19 protein-coding genes are annotated in these 20,492 nt (G+C 47.6%); 11 read left to right on the plus strand and 8 right to left on the minus strand.

The genetic code is table 11. From position 1 onward, the window contains the following. The first annotated feature begins 166 nt into the window (after positions 1 to 166). The 10 genes from AB3R30_RS24700 (at position 167) to AB3R30_RS24745 (ending at position 10,585) form a co-directional block, all read left to right on the plus strand. A complete protein-coding gene (locus AB3R30_RS24700) occupies positions 167 to 349 on the plus strand; it encodes a hypothetical protein (RefSeq protein WP_458651866.1) in 183 nt (60 codons plus the stop codon). A 188-nt stretch (positions 350 to 537) separates the two neighbouring features. Next, entirely contained in the window at positions 538 to 1,155 is a 618-nt protein-coding gene (locus tag AB3R30_RS24705) for a DUF3611 family protein (protein ID WP_458651867.1), read from the plus strand. A 112-nt stretch (positions 1,156 to 1,267) separates the two neighbouring features. Next, complete coding sequence (locus AB3R30_RS24710) at positions 1,268 to 2,077, plus strand: ion transporter (protein WP_458651868.1); 810 nt, start codon at positions 1,268 to 1,270, stop codon at positions 2,075 to 2,077. A 271-nt stretch (positions 2,078 to 2,348) separates the two neighbouring features. Continuing rightward, a complete protein-coding gene (locus AB3R30_RS24715; RefSeq protein ID WP_458651869.1) occupies positions 2,349 to 3,386 on the plus strand; it encodes a mechanosensitive ion channel family protein in 1,038 nt (345 codons plus the stop codon). Further along, positions 3,383 to 4,711 carry a DUF2254 domain-containing protein gene (locus AB3R30_RS24720; RefSeq protein WP_458651870.1) on the plus strand — a complete coding sequence of 443 codons (1,329 nt, stop codon included), beginning with the start codon at positions 3,383 to 3,385 and terminating at the stop codon, positions 4,709 to 4,711. Before AB3R30_RS24715 ends, AB3R30_RS24720 begins: the two co-directional genes overlap by 4 nt. Before the next feature lie 113 nt (positions 4,712 to 4,824). Further along, entirely contained in the window at positions 4,825 to 5,775 is a 951-nt protein-coding gene (locus AB3R30_RS24725; protein WP_458651871.1) for an AAA family ATPase, read from the plus strand. A 30-nt stretch (positions 5,776 to 5,805) separates the two neighbouring features. Continuing rightward, positions 5,806 to 6,915, plus strand: a complete 1,110-nt coding sequence (locus tag AB3R30_RS24730) for a hypothetical protein (protein ID WP_458651872.1) — start codon at positions 5,806 to 5,808, stop codon at positions 6,913 to 6,915. Positions 6,916 to 6,918: 3 nt separating this feature from the next. Next, entirely contained in the window at positions 6,919 to 7,788 is an 870-nt protein-coding gene (locus tag AB3R30_RS24735) for a DNA adenine methylase (RefSeq protein WP_458651873.1), read from the plus strand. Between the two features lie 22 nt (positions 7,789 to 7,810). After that, positions 7,811 to 9,139 (plus strand): DUF58 domain-containing protein, encoded by a 1,329-nt coding sequence (locus AB3R30_RS24740; protein ID WP_458651874.1) that lies wholly within the window; start codon positions 7,811 to 7,813, stop codon positions 9,137 to 9,139. A gap of 105 nt (positions 9,140 to 9,244) precedes the next feature. Continuing rightward, positions 9,245 to 10,585 (plus strand): adenylate/guanylate cyclase domain-containing protein, encoded by a 1,341-nt coding sequence (locus AB3R30_RS24745; protein WP_458651875.1) that lies wholly within the window; start codon positions 9,245 to 9,247, stop codon positions 10,583 to 10,585. On the opposite strand, the gene AB3R30_RS24750 is transcribed toward AB3R30_RS24745, so the two are convergent. The 7 genes from AB3R30_RS24750 to AB3R30_RS24780 form a co-directional block, all read right to left on the minus strand. Beyond that, positions 10,573 to 11,202 carry a flavin prenyltransferase UbiX gene (locus tag AB3R30_RS24750; protein WP_458651876.1) on the minus strand — a complete coding sequence of 210 codons (630 nt, stop codon included), beginning with the start codon at positions 11,200 to 11,202 and terminating at the stop codon, positions 10,573 to 10,575. The two genes, AB3R30_RS24745 and AB3R30_RS24750, sit on opposite strands and share 13 nt — an antisense overlap. A gap of 79 nt (positions 11,203 to 11,281) precedes the next feature. After that, on the minus strand, positions 11,282 to 13,651 hold the full coding sequence (locus AB3R30_RS24755; RefSeq protein ID WP_458651877.1) for a ribonuclease R family protein: 2,370 nt from the start codon (positions 13,649 to 13,651) through the stop codon (positions 11,282 to 11,284). A 357-nt stretch (positions 13,652 to 14,008) separates the two neighbouring features. Further along, positions 14,009 to 14,785, minus strand: a complete 777-nt coding sequence (locus AB3R30_RS24760) for a 4'-phosphopantetheinyl transferase family protein (protein ID WP_458651878.1) — start codon at positions 14,783 to 14,785, stop codon at positions 14,009 to 14,011. Between the two features lie 89 nt (positions 14,786 to 14,874). Next, the gene (locus tag AB3R30_RS24765; protein ID WP_458651879.1) at positions 14,875 to 15,078 is read right to left on the minus strand and encodes a phycobilisome linker polypeptide; all 204 of its coding nucleotides are present in this window, start codon (positions 15,076 to 15,078) and stop codon (positions 14,875 to 14,877) included. 308 nt (positions 15,079 to 15,386) lie between these two features. Beyond that, a complete protein-coding gene (apcB, locus tag AB3R30_RS24770) occupies positions 15,387 to 15,872 on the minus strand; it encodes an allophycocyanin subunit beta (protein ID WP_458651880.1) in 486 nt (161 codons plus the stop codon). Positions 15,873 to 15,996: 124 nt separating this feature from the next. Continuing rightward, complete coding sequence (gene apcA, locus AB3R30_RS24775) at positions 15,997 to 16,482, minus strand: allophycocyanin subunit alpha (protein ID WP_458651881.1); 486 nt, start codon at positions 16,480 to 16,482, stop codon at positions 15,997 to 15,999. Between the two features lie 474 nt (positions 16,483 to 16,956). Then, the gene (locus AB3R30_RS24780; protein WP_458651882.1) at positions 16,957 to 17,445 is read right to left on the minus strand and encodes a YraN family protein; all 489 of its coding nucleotides are present in this window, start codon (positions 17,443 to 17,445) and stop codon (positions 16,957 to 16,959) included. A 182-nt stretch (positions 17,446 to 17,627) separates the two neighbouring features. Here AB3R30_RS24780 and AB3R30_RS24785 point away from each other — a divergent pair, with 182 nt between their 5' ends. Further along, the gene (locus tag AB3R30_RS24785) at positions 17,628 to 18,203 is read left to right on the plus strand and encodes a pentapeptide repeat-containing protein (RefSeq protein ID WP_458651883.1); all 576 of its coding nucleotides are present in this window, start codon (positions 17,628 to 17,630) and stop codon (positions 18,201 to 18,203) included. 83 nt (positions 18,204 to 18,286) lie between these two features. Here AB3R30_RS24785 and dnaG read toward each other — a convergent pair whose 3' ends face one another. Then, the gene (gene dnaG, locus AB3R30_RS24790) at positions 18,287 to 20,212 is read right to left on the minus strand and encodes a DNA primase (RefSeq protein ID WP_458651884.1); all 1,926 of its coding nucleotides are present in this window, start codon (positions 20,210 to 20,212) and stop codon (positions 18,287 to 18,289) included. Positions 20,213 to 20,492: the final 280 nt, after the last annotated feature.

The raw sequence follows: 20,492 nt of genomic DNA on the forward strand, positions 1-20,492 counted from the left end.
CATGATTGGTTCAGAGGTAGCTGCCGCTCTATTCTCTCCCATCTATCCACCAAAATAAAGTTGACAGCCTACTAGTAATGGCAATGCGTCGCAACGTCCAGTTTCGGTAGTTGCAAGCGATTACTATCAGGATGCTGCCCAGATTCCTGAGTATGCCGTTGATGCGGTGGCTGAAACAACCGCAGCCGGAATTGTGGTCAACCATCCTAATCGCCGGATTTTGAACCCAACCCAGCCTGCAAGCCGTGGAGAAGTGGCTGCCTTAATTCATCAAGTGTTGGTGTACCAAGGAAAAATTAGTCCGCTTCCTGCGAATGCAGCCGCGGCAAACTACATTGTAGGTCGTTAATTTACGCGATGTGCAACTTCTTTGAAACAGCGCAAGGACTGCCCTCACCCTAGCCCTCTCCCAGTAGGAGAGGGGACAAGAAACGTCCGAAAGCCCTTCTCCTTAGGGAGAAGGGTTGGGATGAGGGCAAATTAGTTGCACATCAAGTTAATTTGTCAAATCACTTCAACTAACTTGGCGACAACAGTATGCAAACCAGTCATGAGACATCGCTAAATCTCAAACTTGAGCAGGTGGCAACCATTTTACGGGTTGCTAGCTGGGTCAGTTTCGTTCTGCAAATTGGGCTGGCGAGCCTTGCCAGTGTGCTGTTGTTGCTGGCGATTTCTGGGCGAAGTTTTAATCAAGCGATCGCCCCTTCTGTGAGAGTTCCTAATGTTGGCATTGCTCCAACCCAAACCACCACTCCGGGGCTAGGAATTGCCATCTTCTGGGCGGTCTGCGGTATTTTAGTTTTGCTGTTTGGGAGTTACCTAGCCTTCCGACTGATCCGGTTTTCTAAGCGGCTTGGCAATTCTAATCCTGCCATTCATCCAAAACGAGCAAAGGTGATGCAGGTGCTACGGTTGGGCGTAATCACGGGTTTAGTTGGAATGTTGCTCATGATTTTGGGAATGGGCGCAACGGTTGGAGTGCTGTTGTCTAAATCAATTGCTCAACCGCAAGGAGTGGCAATTTATGATCCAAATCGAATTATTCGATCGCTCGATGTGTTTGTAGCAGCAGCAAATACTACAGGTCTAACGGCTCACTTTGTCGGAGTCGTTGTCTCACTGGGTGTTTTCAACTGGCTGCATCGTCCTTGAAAGTGGAATTCGTATAGGAGCTTAGGGAGGGCGCATTAATATAGCAGTAGATATCTGTGCAAGTGCCCCAAGGTTGCAGAAAACCCGTTCTAGAGATTGCTAAAGCCTGTGTATGAATTCACTCAAACTTACTGAAAAACAGGCTCTTGAACACGAACGCTCCGAGCTTTTGCAGCAGCTTGAAGACTGGCTTGATATCCCAATGTTGGTGCTTAGCTTTATCTGGTTAGCGCTGTTTGTGCTGGAATTGACCTATGGCTTAAATTCATTTTTAGAAGGGTTGAGCATCACCATTTGGATCATGTTCATTGTCGAGTTTGGCATTAAGCTGCTTTTGGCTCCTCGTAAAGTGGCGTATCTCAAAGCGCAGTGGCTAACCGCAATCTCACTGCTGCTTCCAGCCTTCAGAACAGTGCGGATTATTAGGGTGTTCCGGGTGCTGCAAACTACGCGAGCGGTGCGGGGTTTGCAGTTGCTACGGGTGCTAACGCGAACGAATCGAAGTATGCGATCGCTGGCGGCAAACTTTACCCGACGCGGGTTTGGCTATGTGGTGCTGCTGACTGCGATCGTCACTTTGGCAGGTGCGGCTGGCATGTATGCCTTTGAGCAGGCAGCACCCAACGCGCCGGGGTTTGATAACTATGGCACTGCCCTTTGGTGGACGGCAATGCTCATGACCACCATGGGATCTGAGTACAGTCCCCAGACGGCAGAAGGTCGCATCTTGTTTTTTCTGCTGGCGCTGTATGCTTTTGCGATGTTTGGTTATGTCACTGCGACGCTAGCAACGTTTTTTATTGGGCAAGATGCAGAGGATGAAAAAGCTGAACTGGCTGGCGCAAAATCGATTGAAGCCTTGCGGACAGAAATTATGGCATTGCGAACAGAAATTCACAACTTGCAACAACGCGATCGCTGAGCCAAATAATGATGCGTTACTTCGCAAGAATTTTGCGCGTTGCTGAATCAGTCTATGAATTCTGAAATCCGCCCTCACCCTAGCCCTCGCCCCAAGGAGAAGGGAACAAGATTTCTGGCTCCCTTCTCCTTGGGGAGAAGGGTTGGGGATGAGGGTATTCATATCGCCATTCAGCAACGCCAAATTTTGAACATTTGAAATCCTAAACCTGAGGTAGACGTTTATTTTGCTGATTTTAGGTAAGGTCTGATGGCGATTTAGAAATAAAGCGATGAATTCAGAACTCTCTACGGTATGGGACAAAATTCAGGCAATGGCAAACAGCTTTTTTACCTTGCTGCCTAATATTGTGCTGGCGCTGATTGTCTTTACGATATTTTTCTTCCTCGCTAGAGTGATTAAGCGAACCGTAAAGAATCTGACTCGACATCACCGCCAAGCTCGCAATTTAGGCTTAGTCTTGGGGCGATTGGCGCAAGGAACAACGATTTTGGCGGGATTATTTATTGCCCTGTCAATCGTGATTCCATCGCTCAAAGCGGGTGATTTGGTTCAGCTATTGGGAATTAGTGGGGTCGCGATCGGGTTTGCCTTTCGTGATATTCTCCAGAACTTTTTAGCGGGTATTTTGATCCTGCTGACTGAACCATTTCAGATTGATGATCAAATTGTTTTTAAGAGTTTTGAGGGCACGGTCGAACAAATTCAAACCCGCGCCACGATGATTAGAACCTACGATGGTCGGCGAATTGTGATTCCTAATTCCGAGCTATTCACCAACTCAGTCATTGTTAATACTGCTTTTGAAAATCGTCGTTTGGAATATGACATTGGGATTGGCTACGGCGATGATATCGATACGGCGAGACAGTTGATTTTGGCGGCGATGCGCGAAACCGCTGGAGTATTACCCAGCCCTGCGGCAGATGCGATCGTGGTTGAGTTGGCAGGCAGCACCGTGAATATTCGCGCTCGTTGGTGGGTGAATCCGCCACGTCGAGCAGATGTTTTAGATCTGCAAGATCAGGTTTTGACCAATATCAAAAACAAGCTGACAGCCAACGGCATTGATCTTCCCTTTCCCACCCAGCAAATTTTGTTTCATGATCAAACCGAAGCGACTGATGGCGATCGCGCTCATCAACGAGAAGGCTGGGCTGCCGGAAAAGGCGACGTGCCACAGCCTCGCAGCATCAGCTACGCTCTTAGACATTTGGCTGACATCCATTCTCAACATATTCACACTCAACATAATGGATCTGAGGATGGTAACAGGCATTCAATCCAGCAGGCTCAGAGCGATCAATGAAATACGCAAAGCTTAGTAAACTATGGGACTCTTTGCATTCCAGTTTCTGGTTTGTGCCAAGTCTGATGGTCGTGCTAGCGATCGCGCTGTCGTTTATCACGATTGCGATCGACCAAGGACAAGAAACCGACATCATTAGCAATCTGGGCTGGGCTTATTCGCTCGGTCCTAATGGTTCACGGGCAATTCTTTCAGCGATTGCGGGTTCAATGGTGAGCGTTGCCACTACCGCTTTTTCGATTACGATCGTTGCCCTTCAGCTTGCCTCTTCCCAATTTGGTCCGCGCTTGCTGCGTAACTTTATGCAAGATACGGGCAATCAAATCGTGCTAGGAACGTTCATTTCCACGTTTGTTTACAGCTTAATGGTGCTGCGAACGATTAATGGCGTAGAAGAAAATGAGTTCGTGCCGCACCTTTCAGTGACGTTGGGGATTGGCTTAGCGATCGCCAGCATTGGGGTATTGATCTACTTCATTCATCATTCTGCCTCATCGATTCAAGTCGATCAGGTGATCAAAAAAGTGGGTCACGAGCTTGATGCTGCGATTGATCGCCTTTTTCCTGAAAAGATTGGACGCAGTGTTTCTAGGCAACAGGAACAAGGCATCGCAGATATTCCACCCGACTTTGAGCGCGCTTCTGCTGCCATCAAAGCAAGTAACAGTGGCTACATTCAAGCGATCGATGATAACCAACTGATGCAGATTGCCATAGAAAAGAATCTACTCTTACGAATTCAACAGCGTCCCGGTCGCTTTGTGGTTCAAGGTAGAGAATTGGCGCGCGTTTTTCCAGAAGAACGAGTCAACAAGCCGCTTGCTGCCCAAATCAACAACGGTTTTGTGTTTGGCTCCCAACGCACCGAGCAGCAAGATATCGAGTTCTCGATCGATCAACTGGTAGAGATTGCAGTCCGGGCACTGTCGCCCGGAATTAACGATCCGTTTACTGCCATTCGCTGCATCGATCAGTTAACTGCTGCCCTGTGTCACTTCGTCCAGCAAGAGATTCCCTCTCCCTACCGCTACGATGATCACAACCAACTTCGCATCATTGCTGAACCGATCGCGTTTGTCGATGTTGTGGATGCTGCCTTTAATCAAATTCGGCAATATGGACAGTCGAGCGTGGCTGTGACAATGCGATTATTGGAGGCGATCGCGGTAATTGCCTCGTTCACCCGCCGCCCCTCAGACCAAGCCGTCCTCCGACGACACGCCGAAATGATTGAGCGCGGTAGCCAGAATGGAATCTCGGAAGAGTTAGACCGGAACGATATCAAAGAGCGATATTTAACCGCAATCAAAGCGATCGCGCTTTAGTTACAGCAAATATTTGAGGGGCGATCGTGAGGAATGTATGCTTGAAAGGATTCAAGAAAGTTAATTGCCATTCCCTACTCGTCCTTCGCCCTTTGTCCTTCGCCATTCCTCCTATGCCTGACCTAAACGCCGCCTTTGATCGCCTCTCTCAATCTCTCAGCCAAATTGTGGTGGGACAAACTGCCTTAGTTCAGCAGCTAATGGTGGCGCTGTTGGCAGGAGGGCACGTCATTGTGGAAGGAGTGCCAGGAACGGGAAAAACGCTGACAGTGAAGGCGATCGCTCAACTAATGCAGGCAGAGTTTCGCCGAATTCAGCTTACGCCCGATGTCTTGCCCTCGGATATTTTAGGCACGAACATTTTTGATTTGAATACCCGCAGTTTCACGCTGCAAAAAGGTCCGGTGTTTACCCAAGTGCTGCTGGCGGACGAAATTAATCGCACGCCGCCGAAAACCCAGTCTGCCTTGCTAGAAGCAATGGAAGAACAGCAGGTAACTTTAGACGGACAAAGCCTGTTGCTGCCCGATCTGTTCTGGGTGATTGCCACCCAAAACTCCCTGGAATTTGAAGGCACCTATCCTTTGCCCGAAGCGCAACTCGATCGCTTCCTGTTCAAGCTATTGGTGGAGTATCCCGAAACGAAAGCCGAACGGCAAATGCTAATCAACAGTCAGACAGGGCTGCAAACAAAGCGACAAGATTTGGCAGCCCTGAAGCCGATCCTGTCTGCTGATCACATTTTGGCAGCCCGACGATCGCTACGGGATGTGAAACTAACCGATGCGCTAGTAGATTATTTGCTGGCACTGGTGCAGCGATCGCGCCAACATCCCGACCTATTTTTAGGTGCGTCTCCCCGTGCAGCAGTGGCGTGGCTTCAGGCAAGCAAAGCGCAAGCGTGGCTAGCTCACCGTGATTTTGTGACTCCCGACGATATCAAAGCGATCGCGGCTCCAATCCTGCGCCACCGCTTAATTTTGCAGCCAGAAGCTCAGCTAGACGGAGTACAAGTGGAAAGCGCGATCTCATCCCTTCTCAGTCAAGTTTCCGTTCCCCGCTAAGTTTAAGGTCTGAAAGCCTACAATTGAACGATGAACTTTATGTCGGATATGAGCATCACAGCCGTTATAGAAGGAATTCATTATCAGCCAACTATCCACCGCAACTTGAAGAAGTTTAATCTTGAAACTCTAGATGTCAATAAAACTCCAACCAGTTGCATTATTCAGGATGGAAATAATGAGTTTGCTCTGAGTAAATGGCTTTCACCTAAACGTAGCCGATCCTATCCCTATGCAAGAGTATATGACTCATTACAAAAGAGTAAAAGAATTACTGTGATTCCCATCGTCAAAGATGAGGGAATCGGTGGCGATAGAGACTTTATTCAGTGGGACACAATTTCTCTGATGAGCTTGTTGGAAGTCTACGTCATTTTTGGATATTACAATCAAGCAATTATTAATCCTAAAAGACCCAATAAAATTACAGGGCAACAATTTGATAATAGTTTGATTTTAGAAAAAATTAGAGAATTTACAACGTATCAAAGCTCGGCATTGCATTGGAATCTGAAGGAGTTACGAGAAACCCTGCCGAGCTTAATCGATCGCCAGATACTCGCTTGGCAAATGATTTCAGCAACTACAGGTATCCAGCTAAAATCGGAGGAAGGTTTCTATCGGTTTAAACAAGAGCTTCAAAGTGATGTTAATGATTTTATGGAATCTTCTCGGCGAAAGGCAGAGCAAGCTCAATCCAGAGAAATTAGAACAACTCACATTGGTGAATATCTAGAAACAATTACAAAAGCAAGCATTACAATCACCAACTATATTGGCGGAAAGTATTTTTTTACTGTAGATGAAGTGACAGATTATGGTGAATACATTTTATTGACTGAAGCTAAAAATACTAATACTTCACTACTTCCAAAGATCGGTGATATTAAGGATGGACTTCTAAAAATGATGCTTTATCAGAATTTAGATCAAGTTTATAGAAATAAAGAAAGACGATCTCACAGAGCCTCCTTAAAACTGACATCTCCCTACATCAAAGGGAATATTATTTCAACCTCACCTGAGATTCTAGTACAAGACTTTCTTAGTTTAAATAGCTTCAGTAGATCTGACAAACAGCTAATTCAGAAAGTATTCAATGAAGCTAATAGCAATAATTTTATGGTGCAGATAGGATAAGTCATGATCAAAAGTCCTTTACGCTATCCTGGTGGAAAATCAAGAGCAATTCCTCAAATCATAAACTATTTGCCTGCCAACTTTTCGGAGTATCGAGAACCATTTTTAGGTGGTGGCTCTTTATTTATTCATCTAAAACAAACGTATCCAAAACTAAATTTCTGGATAAACGATCTCAATCAAAATCTCTTTCTTTTTTGGAAATATTCTCAAAGTGAATTACCTGACTTAATTGCAGGAGTAAAAAAGCTCCGAGATGAATATCAGAATGGAAAAGCCTTGTTTGAAATGCTAACTCAAATTAATGTTGCTCAACTATCAGCATTAGACCGAGCCATTCGCTTTTTTGTACTCAATCGGATCACTTTTTCAGGAACAGTAGAGTCTGGAGGATACTCTGAGGGAGCTTTTCAAGGAAGATTTACTCTTTCATCCATAGAACGGTTAGCGAAAATAGAACATATATTAGAGGATGTTGAAATAACTAATCTTGATTATGGTGAACTGTTAACTAAACCTGGAAAAGAAGTTTTTATTTTCTTAGATCCGCCTTACTACAGTGCTAGAAAATCTAAGCTTTATGGTAAGAAAGGAGATTTACATACATCTTTTGAACATGATAGATTCGCTCAACTTCTAAAGGAATGTAATCATCAATGGTTAATTACCTACGACGACTGCCCAGAAATCAGAAAGCATTTTCAATTCGCAAATATTCATGAATGGGAACTTCAATATGGCATGAATAACTATAAACAAGACCGGGCAGCCAAGGGAAAAGAATTATTTATCACAAACTACAAGGTTCATGAAGAAAATACTGCTGCTATTGCTCAGTTGACTCAGCAGCTAACTCTTGATTTTTGCGTGTAATACATTTCTACGGTGCTTTGCGATGATTCCCTCACGTCGTGTTTATTGGTTGCTACTTTTAGGAACGACTGTTGGCTTAGGGATTGCCACAGTCGGTAGTGACTTAATCAGTCCGCGTTTTCTAGGATTTTCCATCCTGTTGACCTTGGGCTTTGATGCAGTGGTGTTGGGGTTGATGCTAGTGGATGGGCTGACTGGTAAGGCGAATCGAGTAACAGTGACGCGCGATCGCCTAGAGCGGCTTTCCATTGGGCGCAAGAATCCGGTGCGGCTAACGGTGAAATCGCGAAAACAGCCAGCAGTGCTGCAAATTCGGGACTATGCACCCCAAGAGTTTTCTACTTCAGAAAGCGTGCTGACTTTAACGTTGCCTGCGGAGCAAACGCAAGAGTTGACCTACACTGCGTTTCCGCCGAAACGGGGCGAATATCCATGGGGCGATATTCAGGTGCGGCAGCTGGGGCGGTGGGGCTTAGCATGGCACGACTGGAAGGTTCCCCAAAGCCAGACGATCGCAGTCTATCCCGATTTAATTGGGCTGCGATCGCTCTCAATTCGATTGACGCTGCAAACCACGGGCAACATCCGGCAAGCGCGCAGGCACGGCATGGGCACCGAGTTTTCGGAATTGCGCGAATACGTCAGTGGCGATGATCCGCGCTTAATTGACTGGAAAGCAACGGCGCGGCGTAGTCGAGTGGTAGTGCGAGTGCTGGAGCCAGAACAGGAACAAACCTTGATCGTGCTGCTGGATCGGGGACGGCTGATGACGGCACAGGTGAAAGGCTTGGCGCGGTTTGATTGGGGGCTGAATGCCACATTATCTTTGGTATTGGCAGGCTTGCAGCGGGGCGATCGCGTGGGGGTGGGCGTGTTCGATCGCCAGATCCACACCTGGATTCCGCCAGAACGAGGACAAACCCAACTGCCAAAGATTCTAGAACGACTCAGCCCGATTCAGCCGGAATTGCTGGAACCCGATTATTTGGGAACCGTGAGCGCGATCGCCACTCGCCAAATCCGGCGCGCCCTCGTGGTGCTGATCACCGATGTGATCGACGAAATCGCTTCAGCGGAATTGCTAGCTGCCATGACTCGTCTGGCTCCGCGCCATTTGCCCTTTTGCGTTACACTGCGCGATCCTCAAGTGGATCTCAAAGCCCACAGCCCCATTACCACTGTTCCGGATGCTTACGCCCGTGCCGTTGCCCTAGATTTGTTGGCACAGCGACAACTCACCATGGCAAAGCTAAAACAAAAAGGCGTGCTAGTTTTGGATGCACCCGCCGATCGCCTGAGTGAAGATCTGGTCGATCGCTACCTGCAACTCAAAACCCGCAATCAACTTTAAAGGGGTTGATGAACCGCAGACTCTCTTTAAGTTCTGATTCTGCTTGAACAAACGGCTTTGTTTAAGGCACTCTGATACAGATGAGAAAAAGCAGGGGCATCAACCATGAAGCAAGATGGGTCAAGACCGCGCCGACAATCTCGATCGCAGCGATGGATTCAAGAACTGGTTGCAAATCCGGGTGACTCTGGTGCCGCGAGCTATGAGCAATGGCAGCAGCGATTTTTGCTCAATCGACTGCGAATTGCCATTGTGCTGTGGTTGCTGTACCATCTCAGCTTTCTCCCGTTTGATCTATTTACTGCACTTTTTGACCGCGATCGCTTTGACAACTTTTGGCTGACCGTTTCCGCATTTAGCTCGGTTGTCTTGCTGATTTGTTTAGCCGTGCTGCAAACTCGATTCGGACAACGACATCTGGCATGGGTGTTTCTCGGCGTTGCCTGGAGCTTTCCCCTCTTTTTTCTAATCTTGGTCACCCAGCGTGGACACTCTGAAGCCAACAATTACTATCTATGGATGCCGCCGTTTTTCTTCTTAGCTGCTTTCATTCCAGTCCGCTGGCGACTGCATCTGGCGGCTCAGTTGGGTATTATCCTCTGTTATGTAGGAAGCAATTGGGTAGGACAAATTACGGGCACTACTGGAACAACCGGTGAGTCACTAGGAGAAAGTTACTTAACCTTATTTTGGTTTTTCTTCTTCTGCAATCTGTCGGTATTTATGTATGAACGGTTAGCCCGGTCAGAGTTTAAGGCGCGTCAAGTTCTAGTTGCTGAGCAAGAAAAATCGGAGCGGCTGTTGCTCAATATTTTGCCGCAGTCGATCGCCGAACGGTTGAAACACGAATCCAACAGCATTGCAGATAATTTCACTGAAGTATCGGTACTGTTTGCCGATATTGTCGGTTTTACTCAACTGTCTGCCCAGATGCCGCCCGAAGCCTTAGTAAATCTGCTCAATCAGGTGTTTTCCTTATTTGACCAACTGGCTGCTCAGTACGACCTAGAAAAGATTAAAACAATTGGCGATGCTTATATGGTGGTGGCAGGATTGCCCGAAGCTCGTGTTGATCATGTCGCCGCGATCGCCGACATGGCACTTGAAATGCAGCAGTCTCTCAGGTTGTTAAATCAGCAAATTGGACAAACCCTCAACATTCGAGTTGGCATTCATACCGGACCTGTGGTGGCAGGCGTGATTGGCTTGAAAAAATTTGCCTACGACCTATGGGGCGATACTGTAAACACAGCGAGTCGGATGGAAGCAAGCGGCATTCCCGGCGAAATTCAGGTGACACAAGCAACTTACGACTGCTTAAAGCACCACTATCGCTTGGAAGAGCGGGGCATCATTTCTATAAAAGGCAAAGGTGAAATGACGACTTACCTACTCAAAGGGCGATCGCACATTCAAGACAAAGCAACCCTGGGTCAGCCTGTGTAATCTTCCTTGCCGCCATCCCATCGCCGCAGCGGTACACAGTCAATATCTAGCTGATCTAAGGCACGGGCAACCACAAAATCGACCAAATCTTCAATAGTTTCGGGATGGTGATACCAAGCAGGAATGGCAGGAACGATCCGGACACCCGCTTCTGCCAGAGTCGTCAAATTTCGCAGATGGATCAGGCTAAAAGGCGTTTCGCGGGGAACCAGGATAAGTTTACGCCCTTCCTTTAGCTGCACATCAGCGGCACGTTCTAGCAGATCGGAACTCAGACCCGCTGCTAGTTTACCAACGGTAGCCATGCTACAGGGAATGACCACCATGCCTATTGTGCGAAACGAGCCACTGGCGATCGTGGCTCCCACATTGCTCCAAGCATGACAGATCAATTTACCCGCTGTTTCCACACCCGATTGCTGTCGCCAAAATGCTTCCTGCTGGGCAAGATCGGGCGGCATTCGCACCGTTTGCTCTGCCTGCCACACTTGATAAACGGACTTAGAAGCCACTAGCTCAACCGCATAGTCTGCCTGCAACAAAAATTTGAGCGTCCGCACAGCATAGATTAGCCCAGAGGCACCCGTAATACCAAGAATGAGAGGAGAGGAATGCACTGGAAAATTTAAAGAAAGGAAGCCTTCGTAGAGATATTTCGCGATATTTCGCAAAAATACCCCCTACTGCCTCAGCCTATCACTCCTCTCCTCCGTTTTCAGGATTGTCTTCCCGATCAGGGTCTTCTTGATCTTCGTCTTCGATATCGTCATCGATCGCTTCACTACCACCGCCCACTGCTAGTAGGTCGATCTGCTGACGGTAGTAATCAACGCTTTTTACTTGAACTTCAATGCGATCGCCCAAGCGATATTGTTTGCGGTTTTTGCGACCTACTAACGTTTGCTGACGAGAGCGATATTCATACCAGTCATCTTTGAGAGAACTAACATGTACCAAGCCTTCGACTAACAGTTCCTCAATTTCGACAAATAACCCGTAGGATTGGACTCCGGTAATCAAGCCGTGGAAAATTTCACCGGTACGCTCTCGCATCAGTTCCGCTTTCTTCAGCCCTTCTAGGTCTTGTTCCGCTTCTTGAGCAATCCGCTCTCGTTCGGTTAAATGAATGACCACGGTATGGAAATAAGTTTCCAGTTCTTGGTGCATCTCTGGCGGTAGCACGTTCCAGCTAATCTCCCCTTGGGCGTTACTGTGGCGTAAATTTACCACTTCTTTAGCGCGGGTTGATTTGCGATCGCGTCCATGATTAAACACGGCATGGAGAACTCGATGCACCAGCAAATCAGGATAACGCCGTACCGGTGAGGTGAAATGAGTATAGCCATGATCTAACCCCAATCCAAAATGAGATTTAGGAGTCGTGCTGTAAAAAGCAGGCTTAAGCGTTTCCAGCAGCAGATAGGTGAGTACCCGCTCAGCATCGGATTCTGCAAATTTTTGGGTAAAGGCTTGATAATCTTGAGGTTTGACTACATCGTCTTGTTCTAGCCGTAAGTCGATCCCCATGCTGCCAGCGAGTTTCATCAGTTCTTGGACATCATCGGGATCAGGCGTAGGATGCACCCGATAAATACCCGGAGTGCTGAGTGTCTGCAAGTGAGCCGCGACTAGCTGATTGGCAAGCAACATCCATTCGGCTAGCATGGCATGGGTCGGAACAGAAGGGGACACGACCATAGCACCGAGTGCCCCTTCATCGTCGTAGTGAAATTTGGGCGTAAATTGCAGCGTGGTGCCACTTTCAGAGTTTCGGCTAGCCAAGTTCTTTTCGGGCAGGTTGAGTTCAAAAGCGCCTCGCTGGCGGCGTTGCTCTTTGAGAACTTGGCTGACTGCTGCCACATTATCGAGCAAGTCAAAAATGGGGGCGAAATCTTGAATGTCGATCGCCGTAGACTCAGAATTATTTCGCTCCAAGATTGCCTGCGCTTGTTGGTAGCTCAGTTGATAATCGACTTGGATAGCAGTGGGTTGAATTTCGTACTCAATCACTTGCCCTTCGAGATCGAGAGTCACCAAAACGGACACGGCTAATCGCTCTTTGCCTACGAGAAAGGCGCACAGATTGCCACTCAACTGTTGGGGCAGCATAGGCACAATTAAGTCTCCTAAATAAACGGAGACTCCGCGTTTTTGAGCTTCGCGATCGATCGCTGAATCGGGTTCAACATAGTGAGAGACATCGGCAATATGAACCCCCAATCGCCATAGCCCCGCCTCTGTTTTTTCTAGGGTAATGGCATCGTCGATGCTGTCAGGATTCGCGTGCTGGCTATCTGCTTTTATGGAAATAGTCGTCAAGTCGCGTAAATCGAGCCTTTTTTTGAGTTCGGTTTTGGTGACTTTGGTGGGAAGAGCTTTGGCAGCCTGCTGCACGGCTTCTGGAAAATTTAGCAGCAGATCATGCTTGCAGCAGACAATATCTACATCGGAGGCATCGGAATCACCGCCTAAGATCCGGGCAACTTTGCCGATCGGCGGCTGTTGACCGAGGGGATACCGCAAAACTTGAATGTGAACTAGCTGGTCGATCGCCTGTTCTAAACTAGCTCCATTCAATTGCAGGTGCAGTTCAAACAGAAGGCGATCGTCCAGGGGCACAGCCCGAAACCCTTCCTCACCCTGCTTAACTCGCGCCAAAATTGAAGGATTAGACCGTTCTAAAATGAGTTTAACTTCTCCCTCAGGGCTACGGCGACGGCTCCCTTCCTTCGTCACTTTAACCAAGACGCGATCGCTGTTCCAAGCATTGTTTAACTGGCTCTCACGAATATAAATGTCGTCAGCACCTTCAATATCTTGAATGGCAAAGCAAAATCCTTTGCTAGAGCAGCGCAATTTGCCTTCGATCACTCCCTCTTCGGTCAGTCGGCGGTAGCGCCCTCGATCTTTTGCCAGGACACCAATTTTTTCCAGGGCATCCAATGCAATTTGTAGTTTGCGAATGCTGATGTCATCTTTGCAATCTAGTTTCTTTTCTAACGCCTTAGGCGCAACCAGTTTATCGTCGGTGAAGTTTGCCAGCAGGGCTGCGATCGAAAAGTCCATGAAGCGATTGATCCTTGTCCGTGTGATTGCATTCCAATGTTGTCGTCGATCCAGGTTATTTAAGCGTGATCACCTGGAGTGTCTCTCTTCCGCCCTAGCTCAAATCAGCAGGGCGATCGAAAAGTCCATAATGCGATGATATCCTGGCATCGCTGCCCTAAGTTTTAGAACGCATCGCAGACGGCTTTTACTCTCAAGAGATGGATAACTGCTCAAAAAACACAGTTTATATCCTTAGATTAATCGATCAAACTACCACAATCTATTAATCTCTAGAAACGATCGCAATCTTCTATCGTTTCCATACTCTAATGAATCCTTTTGCATTAGGAGTAAACCTGTCAAATTTTGCAACAATTACCACTGCCAATATTTAAGCTGCATTGGGGGCATTGCGATCGCAATACTTGCAAAATAATTGGAGCTTGGTTCAAAAGAGTATAAATGCCAAGCGGCTGAAGATTGATCACAGCCAGGACTAGAGGATAGCTGAACGCTTTTCGCTATGGAGTTTAGCTCAACTTTTTTTAAGTCAAAAATGCCTAATCCTGTTGCTTTTAGCATTGCTTCTTTGCCAGTCCAATACTCAAAAAAAGCCTGATTTTTTGCCTCAGCAGGTAGAGCATTGAGCATCGATTGCTCTTGCAGAGAAAAGTAACGTTTGATGAGTTGATCGCGGTAAGGCACCTCTCTAAGAAATTCTACATCAATGCCAACGGACTGGAGGGCGATCGCGCAGACAATCAGATCTTCAGAATGAGACAGGTTAAATTCTAGGGAGGGTAAAGAACTATGATTAACCCCAGGCTTTCCGTGGATGCCGTACTGGAACTGCACGGTTTTGGGATTGCAGGTCAGGTAATGCGCCAAAATTGATCGCAAAATCCCCCGGCTGGCGATCGCCCGATATCGGTGTTGGTTAGATTGCAGCCGTTTTATCCGGTCTTGCTCATCGGATGAAAGAGTTTGCAGCAGTTGATCTAGAATTTGGGACGATTGACACGTGCTAGCCCGCCAGATGTGAACAGCGCCATGGATCAACGAAGTCAAATCTGCCTCAGTTTTCCACTGAGGATAGCTTACTGGAGTTGCGATCAAGTTGGAGCGATCGTTCACCTTGCCCTCTTCATCCATAACTTTTCATGCATAAAAAAAGAGGTCGGCTGACCCCTTTCTCGATAGGTAATGAAATAAACCGTAGTTCTTAAAACCAAAAAGCTTAGTTACGCTAAACCAGCATTTGCGCCTGGTTTGCCAGTTGCCAACTCAACCTTAACAATCTTGCCACCCATTTTTTGAATTCGTTGTTGTTCACGAAACCAGTTTTCGTAGGGAACTAGCTTTGTAAAAAATGTATTTTGAAGTTCGCGCTGCGTCCGAATACGAGTTTGGCTAGGAACGCAAGCAGTAATCTTAAACATGCGCATGGAAGGCTTTCTCCTGAGTGGCTGAAAAATTTTAATCTGAAGCAGAGAACCGCAAATTGGCAGGAATGCAAGAATTGAAAAGTAAAAACTGAATACCAAAAGATAAGTACAAAGAACTTAAGGCAAACGAATAACTTTTAATCCTAAATTTCTAACTTTTTTAACATAAGGCTGGAAGTCGAGAGTCACACTAGCTTATCAAAACCAATCTACTGATTAAAGATAGTCTTCGATGAGCTAATCATCACTCCAGACTTCCAAACCTTATAAAAAGCTACTTCGCTATTACTAAGCTGACAGCCTTTTAGTTAGCTTAAGCCAGAAGAAATGTAGTCAAGGTAAACGCCTAGCTCTTTACCAGCATCAGCACCCACTAAACCAGCAGCAACTTCCTTAATGGCTTGAATGGCTTGTACAGTTGCAGAAACAGGTACACCTAAGGAGTTGTAGGTTTCTTTCAAACCGTTCAATACACGCTCATCCAAAATGGAAGGATCACCCGCTAGCATTGCGTAGGTCGCGTAACGCAGGTAGTAGTCGAGGTCGCGGATGCAAGCAGCATAGCGACGGGTGGTGTACATGTTGCCGCCGGGACGGGTAATGTCGGAGTAAAGCAGAGATTTTGCCACCGCTTCTTTGACGATCGCAGCCGAGTTAGAGCTAATTGCAGTTGCTGCACGAACCCGCAGTTCGCCAGTGTTGAAGTAGCCTTTGAGTCTTTCCAAAGCAGATGAATCAAGGTATTTGCCTTGAACATCAGAGGAATTAATGACAGCGGTAATTGCGTCTTGCATGATTGAAATTCCTTAAATCACGTAGTCTTATGAAATGCTTGGGTTATAGAGCAATAGGTGTCGGGTGTCAGGTGTTAGAAAATTTTTCAATTTCTAGCCCCTAAACTCTAATTACTAGATCCGCTTACTGCATTGCGCCGATAATGTAGTCGAAATAAGCACCAGCTTCAGAGGCATCATCACCAGAAAGCAAAGATGCTGCAACGTTCTTCATTGCCCGAACTCCTTCAGCAACCGCAGGAATGGGGGTGCCCAAGGAGTTATACATTTCACGAACGCCAACGATACCGATTTCTTCGATCGGAGTCACATCACCTGCTACCACACCGTAGGTCACAAGACGTAGATAGTAATCTAAGTCTCGTAGGCAAGTAGCGGTCATTTCTTCGCCATATGCATTTCCACCAGGAGAAACCACATCAGGGCGCTTTTGGAATAGTTGGTCGCCGGCTTGCTTCACAATGCGCTCACGGGATTCACTCAGGGTTTGAGCGATACGTAGGCGCTTTTCACCCGTGGTGACAAAGCCTTTAATCCGGTCGAGTTCACCAGGGCTGAGGTAACGAGCTTCAGCATCTGCATTCACGATTGACTTCGTGACAATACTCATTGATGGATTCCTCCAGAAGAATAGAACCGATTGTGTTTAGATGGGGAATTCCCAAACGAAGGGCTAAGTTTAGCCTAAACCCTATTTGAAGGACGCTTTGAGCTTAGCTAATGAAACTCAATAGTCGCTTTTTCAAGGGTTTATTCAGTCTTTTGAAGGCTAAATGCGGCATCAGCGATCAAACCCTGCCTCTGTAATGCTGGAAACTGACGTTTAAGGCATCTTGATGTTTAGGACATCTTGAGTAACAGCAATACAGAACCTTCAGACTCACTTACCTTCCGAAATTATTGTGCGGCATTGGGTTGACACCCCCAGTCCATCCGCAATAGTTTGTAACATTCATCCTCAGTTTTCTGGAAGTTGGACTTGTTTCTAGGGAAAACTTTACATCTGGTCACTGTGCGTTATGTTGAGCTTGGCGAAGCTCAACATAACGTGTACGGATCGTGTGGTTTATTCGCTATGTTCCTTCTACAACCCAAATGCTGCCGAAATATAGTTGTGTAGGGTCAGTTTATAGCCAGAGACAATCGCCACTGTTTTGCCATCGACCTGAGCGAGATCAATCTCACCCCGCAGTCGTTGACCTAAAACGAGCGCTACATCAAATTGACAGGGCACTGCTGCTAGGGCTGGATGTTCACTCAAAAATAATTCTGCGGTTTTCCAAAGCTTTGCCTGCTTTTGAGGAGTAATCGCCAATGCTCCGTTTTCATCCCAGTTGCCAGAACTGCGCGTTTTGATTTCCACAAAGGCGATGAGTGCCCAGGGAGCTGCATGGGTTGAAGGAGTGGGCGATCGCTGTGCCATCACCACATCTAATTCTCCCCAACGGCAGCGCCATTGTCGTTCTAGAATGACCCAGCCTTGCGCTTCTGCCCATCGAGCCACAAAATCTTCACCGAGAGAACCGAGCGTGGATGTAGCTATTTTGGGCGGAGATCGCGGGGGTCGAGACATAAACAGGTGAAAAACTTATACAACTGTTTCAGTTTGGATTGATGGGCTAATGATGGTCAACAGATTCCGTTAGGATTTAAATACAGTGATTTGTGCTGAATGCAGTCAGATAGCATCAAGGCAAAACTCTAAATAGGCAAGTCACCTTTGAATCACCTTCATAGACAGTTAGGCGATAGTCAATGGATAATCAGCGATTCAACTCAATCAACTTTACCCAAGCTAGCGAATTTACCCAAGCTAGCGAAGCAGCAATGAAACTCGTGCAAAAGCAGATAGTGACAGTGTGCATCACTGGGTTGCTTGTTTTTGTAGGAATCGGGGTTTGGTTCTTTGCCATGGCTCCAGCGTGGGCAGAAGATTACAATCGAGAGTTTTTAGTCGGTGCCGATTTTTCAGGGCAGGTCTTAACCGATGATAGTTTCACCAAGGCAAATCTGCGGGAAAGCAACTTTAGCGGTTCCGACCTGCGCGGCGTGAGCTTTTTTAGCGCCAACTTAGATAACGCCAATCTGGAGGGCGCTGACTTGCGAACCACGACTTTAGACACGGCGCGATTTTCACGGGCAAACTTGACGAATGCATTGCTAGAAGGTGCATTCGCCTTTAATGCCAAGTTTGATGGAGCCATCATCGATGGAGCAGACTTTACCGATGTAGATCTGCGCCAAGATGCCCACGATCTTTTGTGCAAAACAGCAAAAGGCACCAATCCAGTGACGGGACGCAAAACACGGGAAACGCTAAATTGTGACTAGGAAAAGGCAAGGGGCGAGGGGCGAGAGGGAAACTCAAAACCCAAAACTCAAAACTCAAAACTCAAAGCTTTACTTTCCCTCTTCTACTGCACCTCTCCGACCCATGGAGCCTGAACAAGGTCTTCAAAGCTCACTTGGCGCTCGCGATCGAGGTCAGCAATACGGCGTTTTTCGGTATGAATTTTTTGCCAGTAGTATTGACCCAATTCAGGTGTGCTGGAATCGTCTATTTCTGCTAAAAGTTGCTGGAAGTGGCGGCAGCGTTTTTCACACATGATCCGCTCCATGACGGCAGTGGCAGCGCGAATGGTGAGATCTGCCCGGAGGATATCCCGTTTAGTTTTTTCATCCAGTTGGAACAGGGCGTAAAGCTGCATCATTTCGGCGGGGTAGTCGGTGCAGCGATCTTGGATGAGGCTAAGAAGAGGAGCGGGTGGGGTGGATGGGTGGATGATAGGTGTTTCCTCTACTTCTTGAATTTGTCGCCAGAGAAAGCGATGGTGGGAGAGGCTAAATTCTAGGTCACGTTCTTCCAACGCTGCCACGATCGCGGCTTGGTGTTCTGGGGCATATAAGTACAGTCGCAGTAATTGAATTTCGGCTTCTTCAAGCAGGTTGCGATCGCTTTTGGTCTGCCATTTTTGCGATCGCCCGTGCCACCGTTCCCCCCGCACCTGCATCCGCAAATCTTCCTCTAGCCGCAGCATTAGGTGTGAGTCTCCTTGGCTGAGACGTTCGGCGTAGCGATGGATATAGTGAGTTCGCAGAGTGGCGTTAGGCAAGTTACCTAGCAATTTGACGATCGCCTGGACTGCGGCTTGAAACTGATCGGATTGACGCAGATCTTTAGCGGCGATCGCCTGCTCCATTTGCCAATCGAGCCAGAGCGGGGCTTCATCTAACAATGTCTGGTATTCGCTGGCAGGATGGGTTTTCAAAAAGTCGTCTGGATCTTTGCCATCGGGAATATTCAACACGCGCAGTTGAATATCGCCCCGGTAAGCCAGAGATTCTACTTCCCCCACTGCCCGTTCTGCGGCTTTGGTGCCTGCTTTATCCGCATCAAAATTGAGGATAATCCGCTTCGATTCGGTGTAGCGCAATAGTTGGCGCACTTGGGCAGAACTGAGGGCAGTGCCCATAGAGGCAACTACATTGGTAATGCCCGCATGATGCAGCGCAATCACATCAAAGTAGCCTTCCACGATTACAGCCTGATCCTGTTTGGCGATCGCGGCACGGGCTTTATCCAGCGCAAACAGCAGCTTGCCCTTATCAAATAGTTCCGTATCCGGCGAGTTGAGATATTTGGGTTGCTCGTCGGTCAGGGTGCGCCCACCAAAGCCAATGACTCGCCCCTGCAAATCATGAATCGGAATCATCAGGCGATCGCGAAAGCGATCATAATACCCATCGCCCGTTTTGCGCGGCACAATTAACCCGGCGCGTTCCACCAGTTCCACGGGATATTTCTTTTGCTCCACCAAATAGCCCGTTAAGGTTTCCCAGCCCCCCGGCGCATACCCTAGCTGAAACTGCTGCATTGTTGCCCGACTCAAGCCGCGTGCCTCCAAATATTCCAACGCCGCTGATCCCGCCGATTGATACAGGGCATGTTCATAAAATTTTGATGCGATCGCCACTAGTTCATATAACTGTTCCCGCAACGAAACCTGCCGCTGGAACTCTTGGCGTTCCTCTGGTTTCAGGGTTTGCACGGGCACGTCGTAGCGCTGCGCTAAGGACAGCACCACATCACTAAAAGGACGCTTGCCCAACTCCATCAAAAACTTAATCGCGTTGCCCCCGGCTCCACAGCTAAAGCAGTAGTAAAACTGCTTGCCAGGGCTGACCGAAAAACTCGGCGACTTATCATCGTGAAACGGACATAGCCCGACAAAATCCTTGCCTTGCTTTCGCAGCACCACATGCTCCGACACCACATCCACAATGTCGGTACGCTGCTTAACCTGTTCGATCGTGTCGGGGTGGAGGCGGGGAATTTCCATAGGAATGGCGAAGAGTGAATGGAGAGTGGCGAGTGGCGAATCAAGAGAGTCTGCATCCTATCAGGATTTTTATGGTAGCGAAATCCCTGGAGCGAGATCGCGTGGTGTTAAGGGAAGGAGCGATCGCGAGTACTTGCTAGAGAAATAGGACAGTCGCCTACCAAAACGATAGAATCTAGCCAAGGGTTTTCACTTCGGCATATTAGACCTCTTGCGTGAATAGAGGGAAGTGGCTACAAATAGATCAAGGAGGACTGATGACCTACAAACAACTGAGCCA

Source organism: Sivoneniella epilithica UHCC 1019 (assembly GCF_040830845.1).
In the GTDB taxonomy this organism is placed as follows: domain Bacteria; phylum Cyanobacteriota; class Cyanobacteriia; order Leptolyngbyales; family Leptolyngbyaceae; genus ULC077BIN1.

Excerpts from the sequence above, each read along its gene's own strand:
- AB3R30_RS24760 (WP_458651878.1), bottom strand. The coding sequence starts at position 14,785 with ATGGATGAAGAGGGCAAGGTGAACGATCGCTCCAACTTGATCGCAACT.
- AB3R30_RS24755 (WP_458651877.1), bottom strand. The coding sequence starts at position 13,651 with ATGGACTTTTCGATCGCAGCCCTGCTGGCAAACTTCACCGACGATAAA.
- AB3R30_RS24720 (WP_458651870.1), top strand. The coding sequence starts at position 3,383 with ATGAAATACGCAAAGCTTAGTAAACTATGGGACTCTTTGCATTCCAGT.
- AB3R30_RS24730 (WP_458651872.1), top strand. The coding sequence starts at position 5,806 with ATGAACTTTATGTCGGATATGAGCATCACAGCCGTTATAGAAGGAATT.
- AB3R30_RS24725 (WP_458651871.1), top strand. The coding sequence starts at position 4,825 with ATGCCTGACCTAAACGCCGCCTTTGATCGCCTCTCTCAATCTCTCAGC.
- apcB (WP_458651880.1), bottom strand. The coding sequence starts at position 15,872 with ATGCAAGACGCAATTACCGCTGTCATTAATTCCTCTGATGTTCAAGGC.
- AB3R30_RS24715 (WP_458651869.1), top strand. The coding sequence starts at position 2,349 with ATGAATTCAGAACTCTCTACGGTATGGGACAAAATTCAGGCAATGGCA.
- AB3R30_RS24780 (WP_458651882.1), bottom strand. The coding sequence starts at position 17,445 with ATGTCTCGACCCCCGCGATCTCCGCCCAAAATAGCTACATCCACGCTC.
- AB3R30_RS24765 (WP_458651879.1), bottom strand. The coding sequence starts at position 15,078 with ATGCGCATGTTTAAGATTACTGCTTGCGTTCCTAGCCAAACTCGTATT.
- dnaG (WP_458651884.1), bottom strand. The coding sequence starts at position 20,212 with ATGGAAATTCCCCGCCTCCACCCCGACACGATCGAACAGGTTAAGCAG.
- AB3R30_RS24705 (WP_458651867.1), top strand. The coding sequence starts at position 538 with ATGCAAACCAGTCATGAGACATCGCTAAATCTCAAACTTGAGCAGGTG.
- AB3R30_RS24710 (WP_458651868.1), top strand. The coding sequence starts at position 1,268 with ATGAATTCACTCAAACTTACTGAAAAACAGGCTCTTGAACACGAACGC.
- AB3R30_RS24740 (WP_458651874.1), top strand. The coding sequence starts at position 7,811 with ATGATTCCCTCACGTCGTGTTTATTGGTTGCTACTTTTAGGAACGACT.
- AB3R30_RS24735 (WP_458651873.1), top strand. The coding sequence starts at position 6,919 with ATGATCAAAAGTCCTTTACGCTATCCTGGTGGAAAATCAAGAGCAATT.
- AB3R30_RS24745 (WP_458651875.1), top strand. The coding sequence starts at position 9,245 with ATGAAGCAAGATGGGTCAAGACCGCGCCGACAATCTCGATCGCAGCGA.
- AB3R30_RS24785 (WP_458651883.1), top strand. The coding sequence starts at position 17,628 with ATGGATAATCAGCGATTCAACTCAATCAACTTTACCCAAGCTAGCGAA.
- apcA (WP_458651881.1), bottom strand. The coding sequence starts at position 16,482 with ATGAGTATTGTCACGAAGTCAATCGTGAATGCAGATGCTGAAGCTCGT.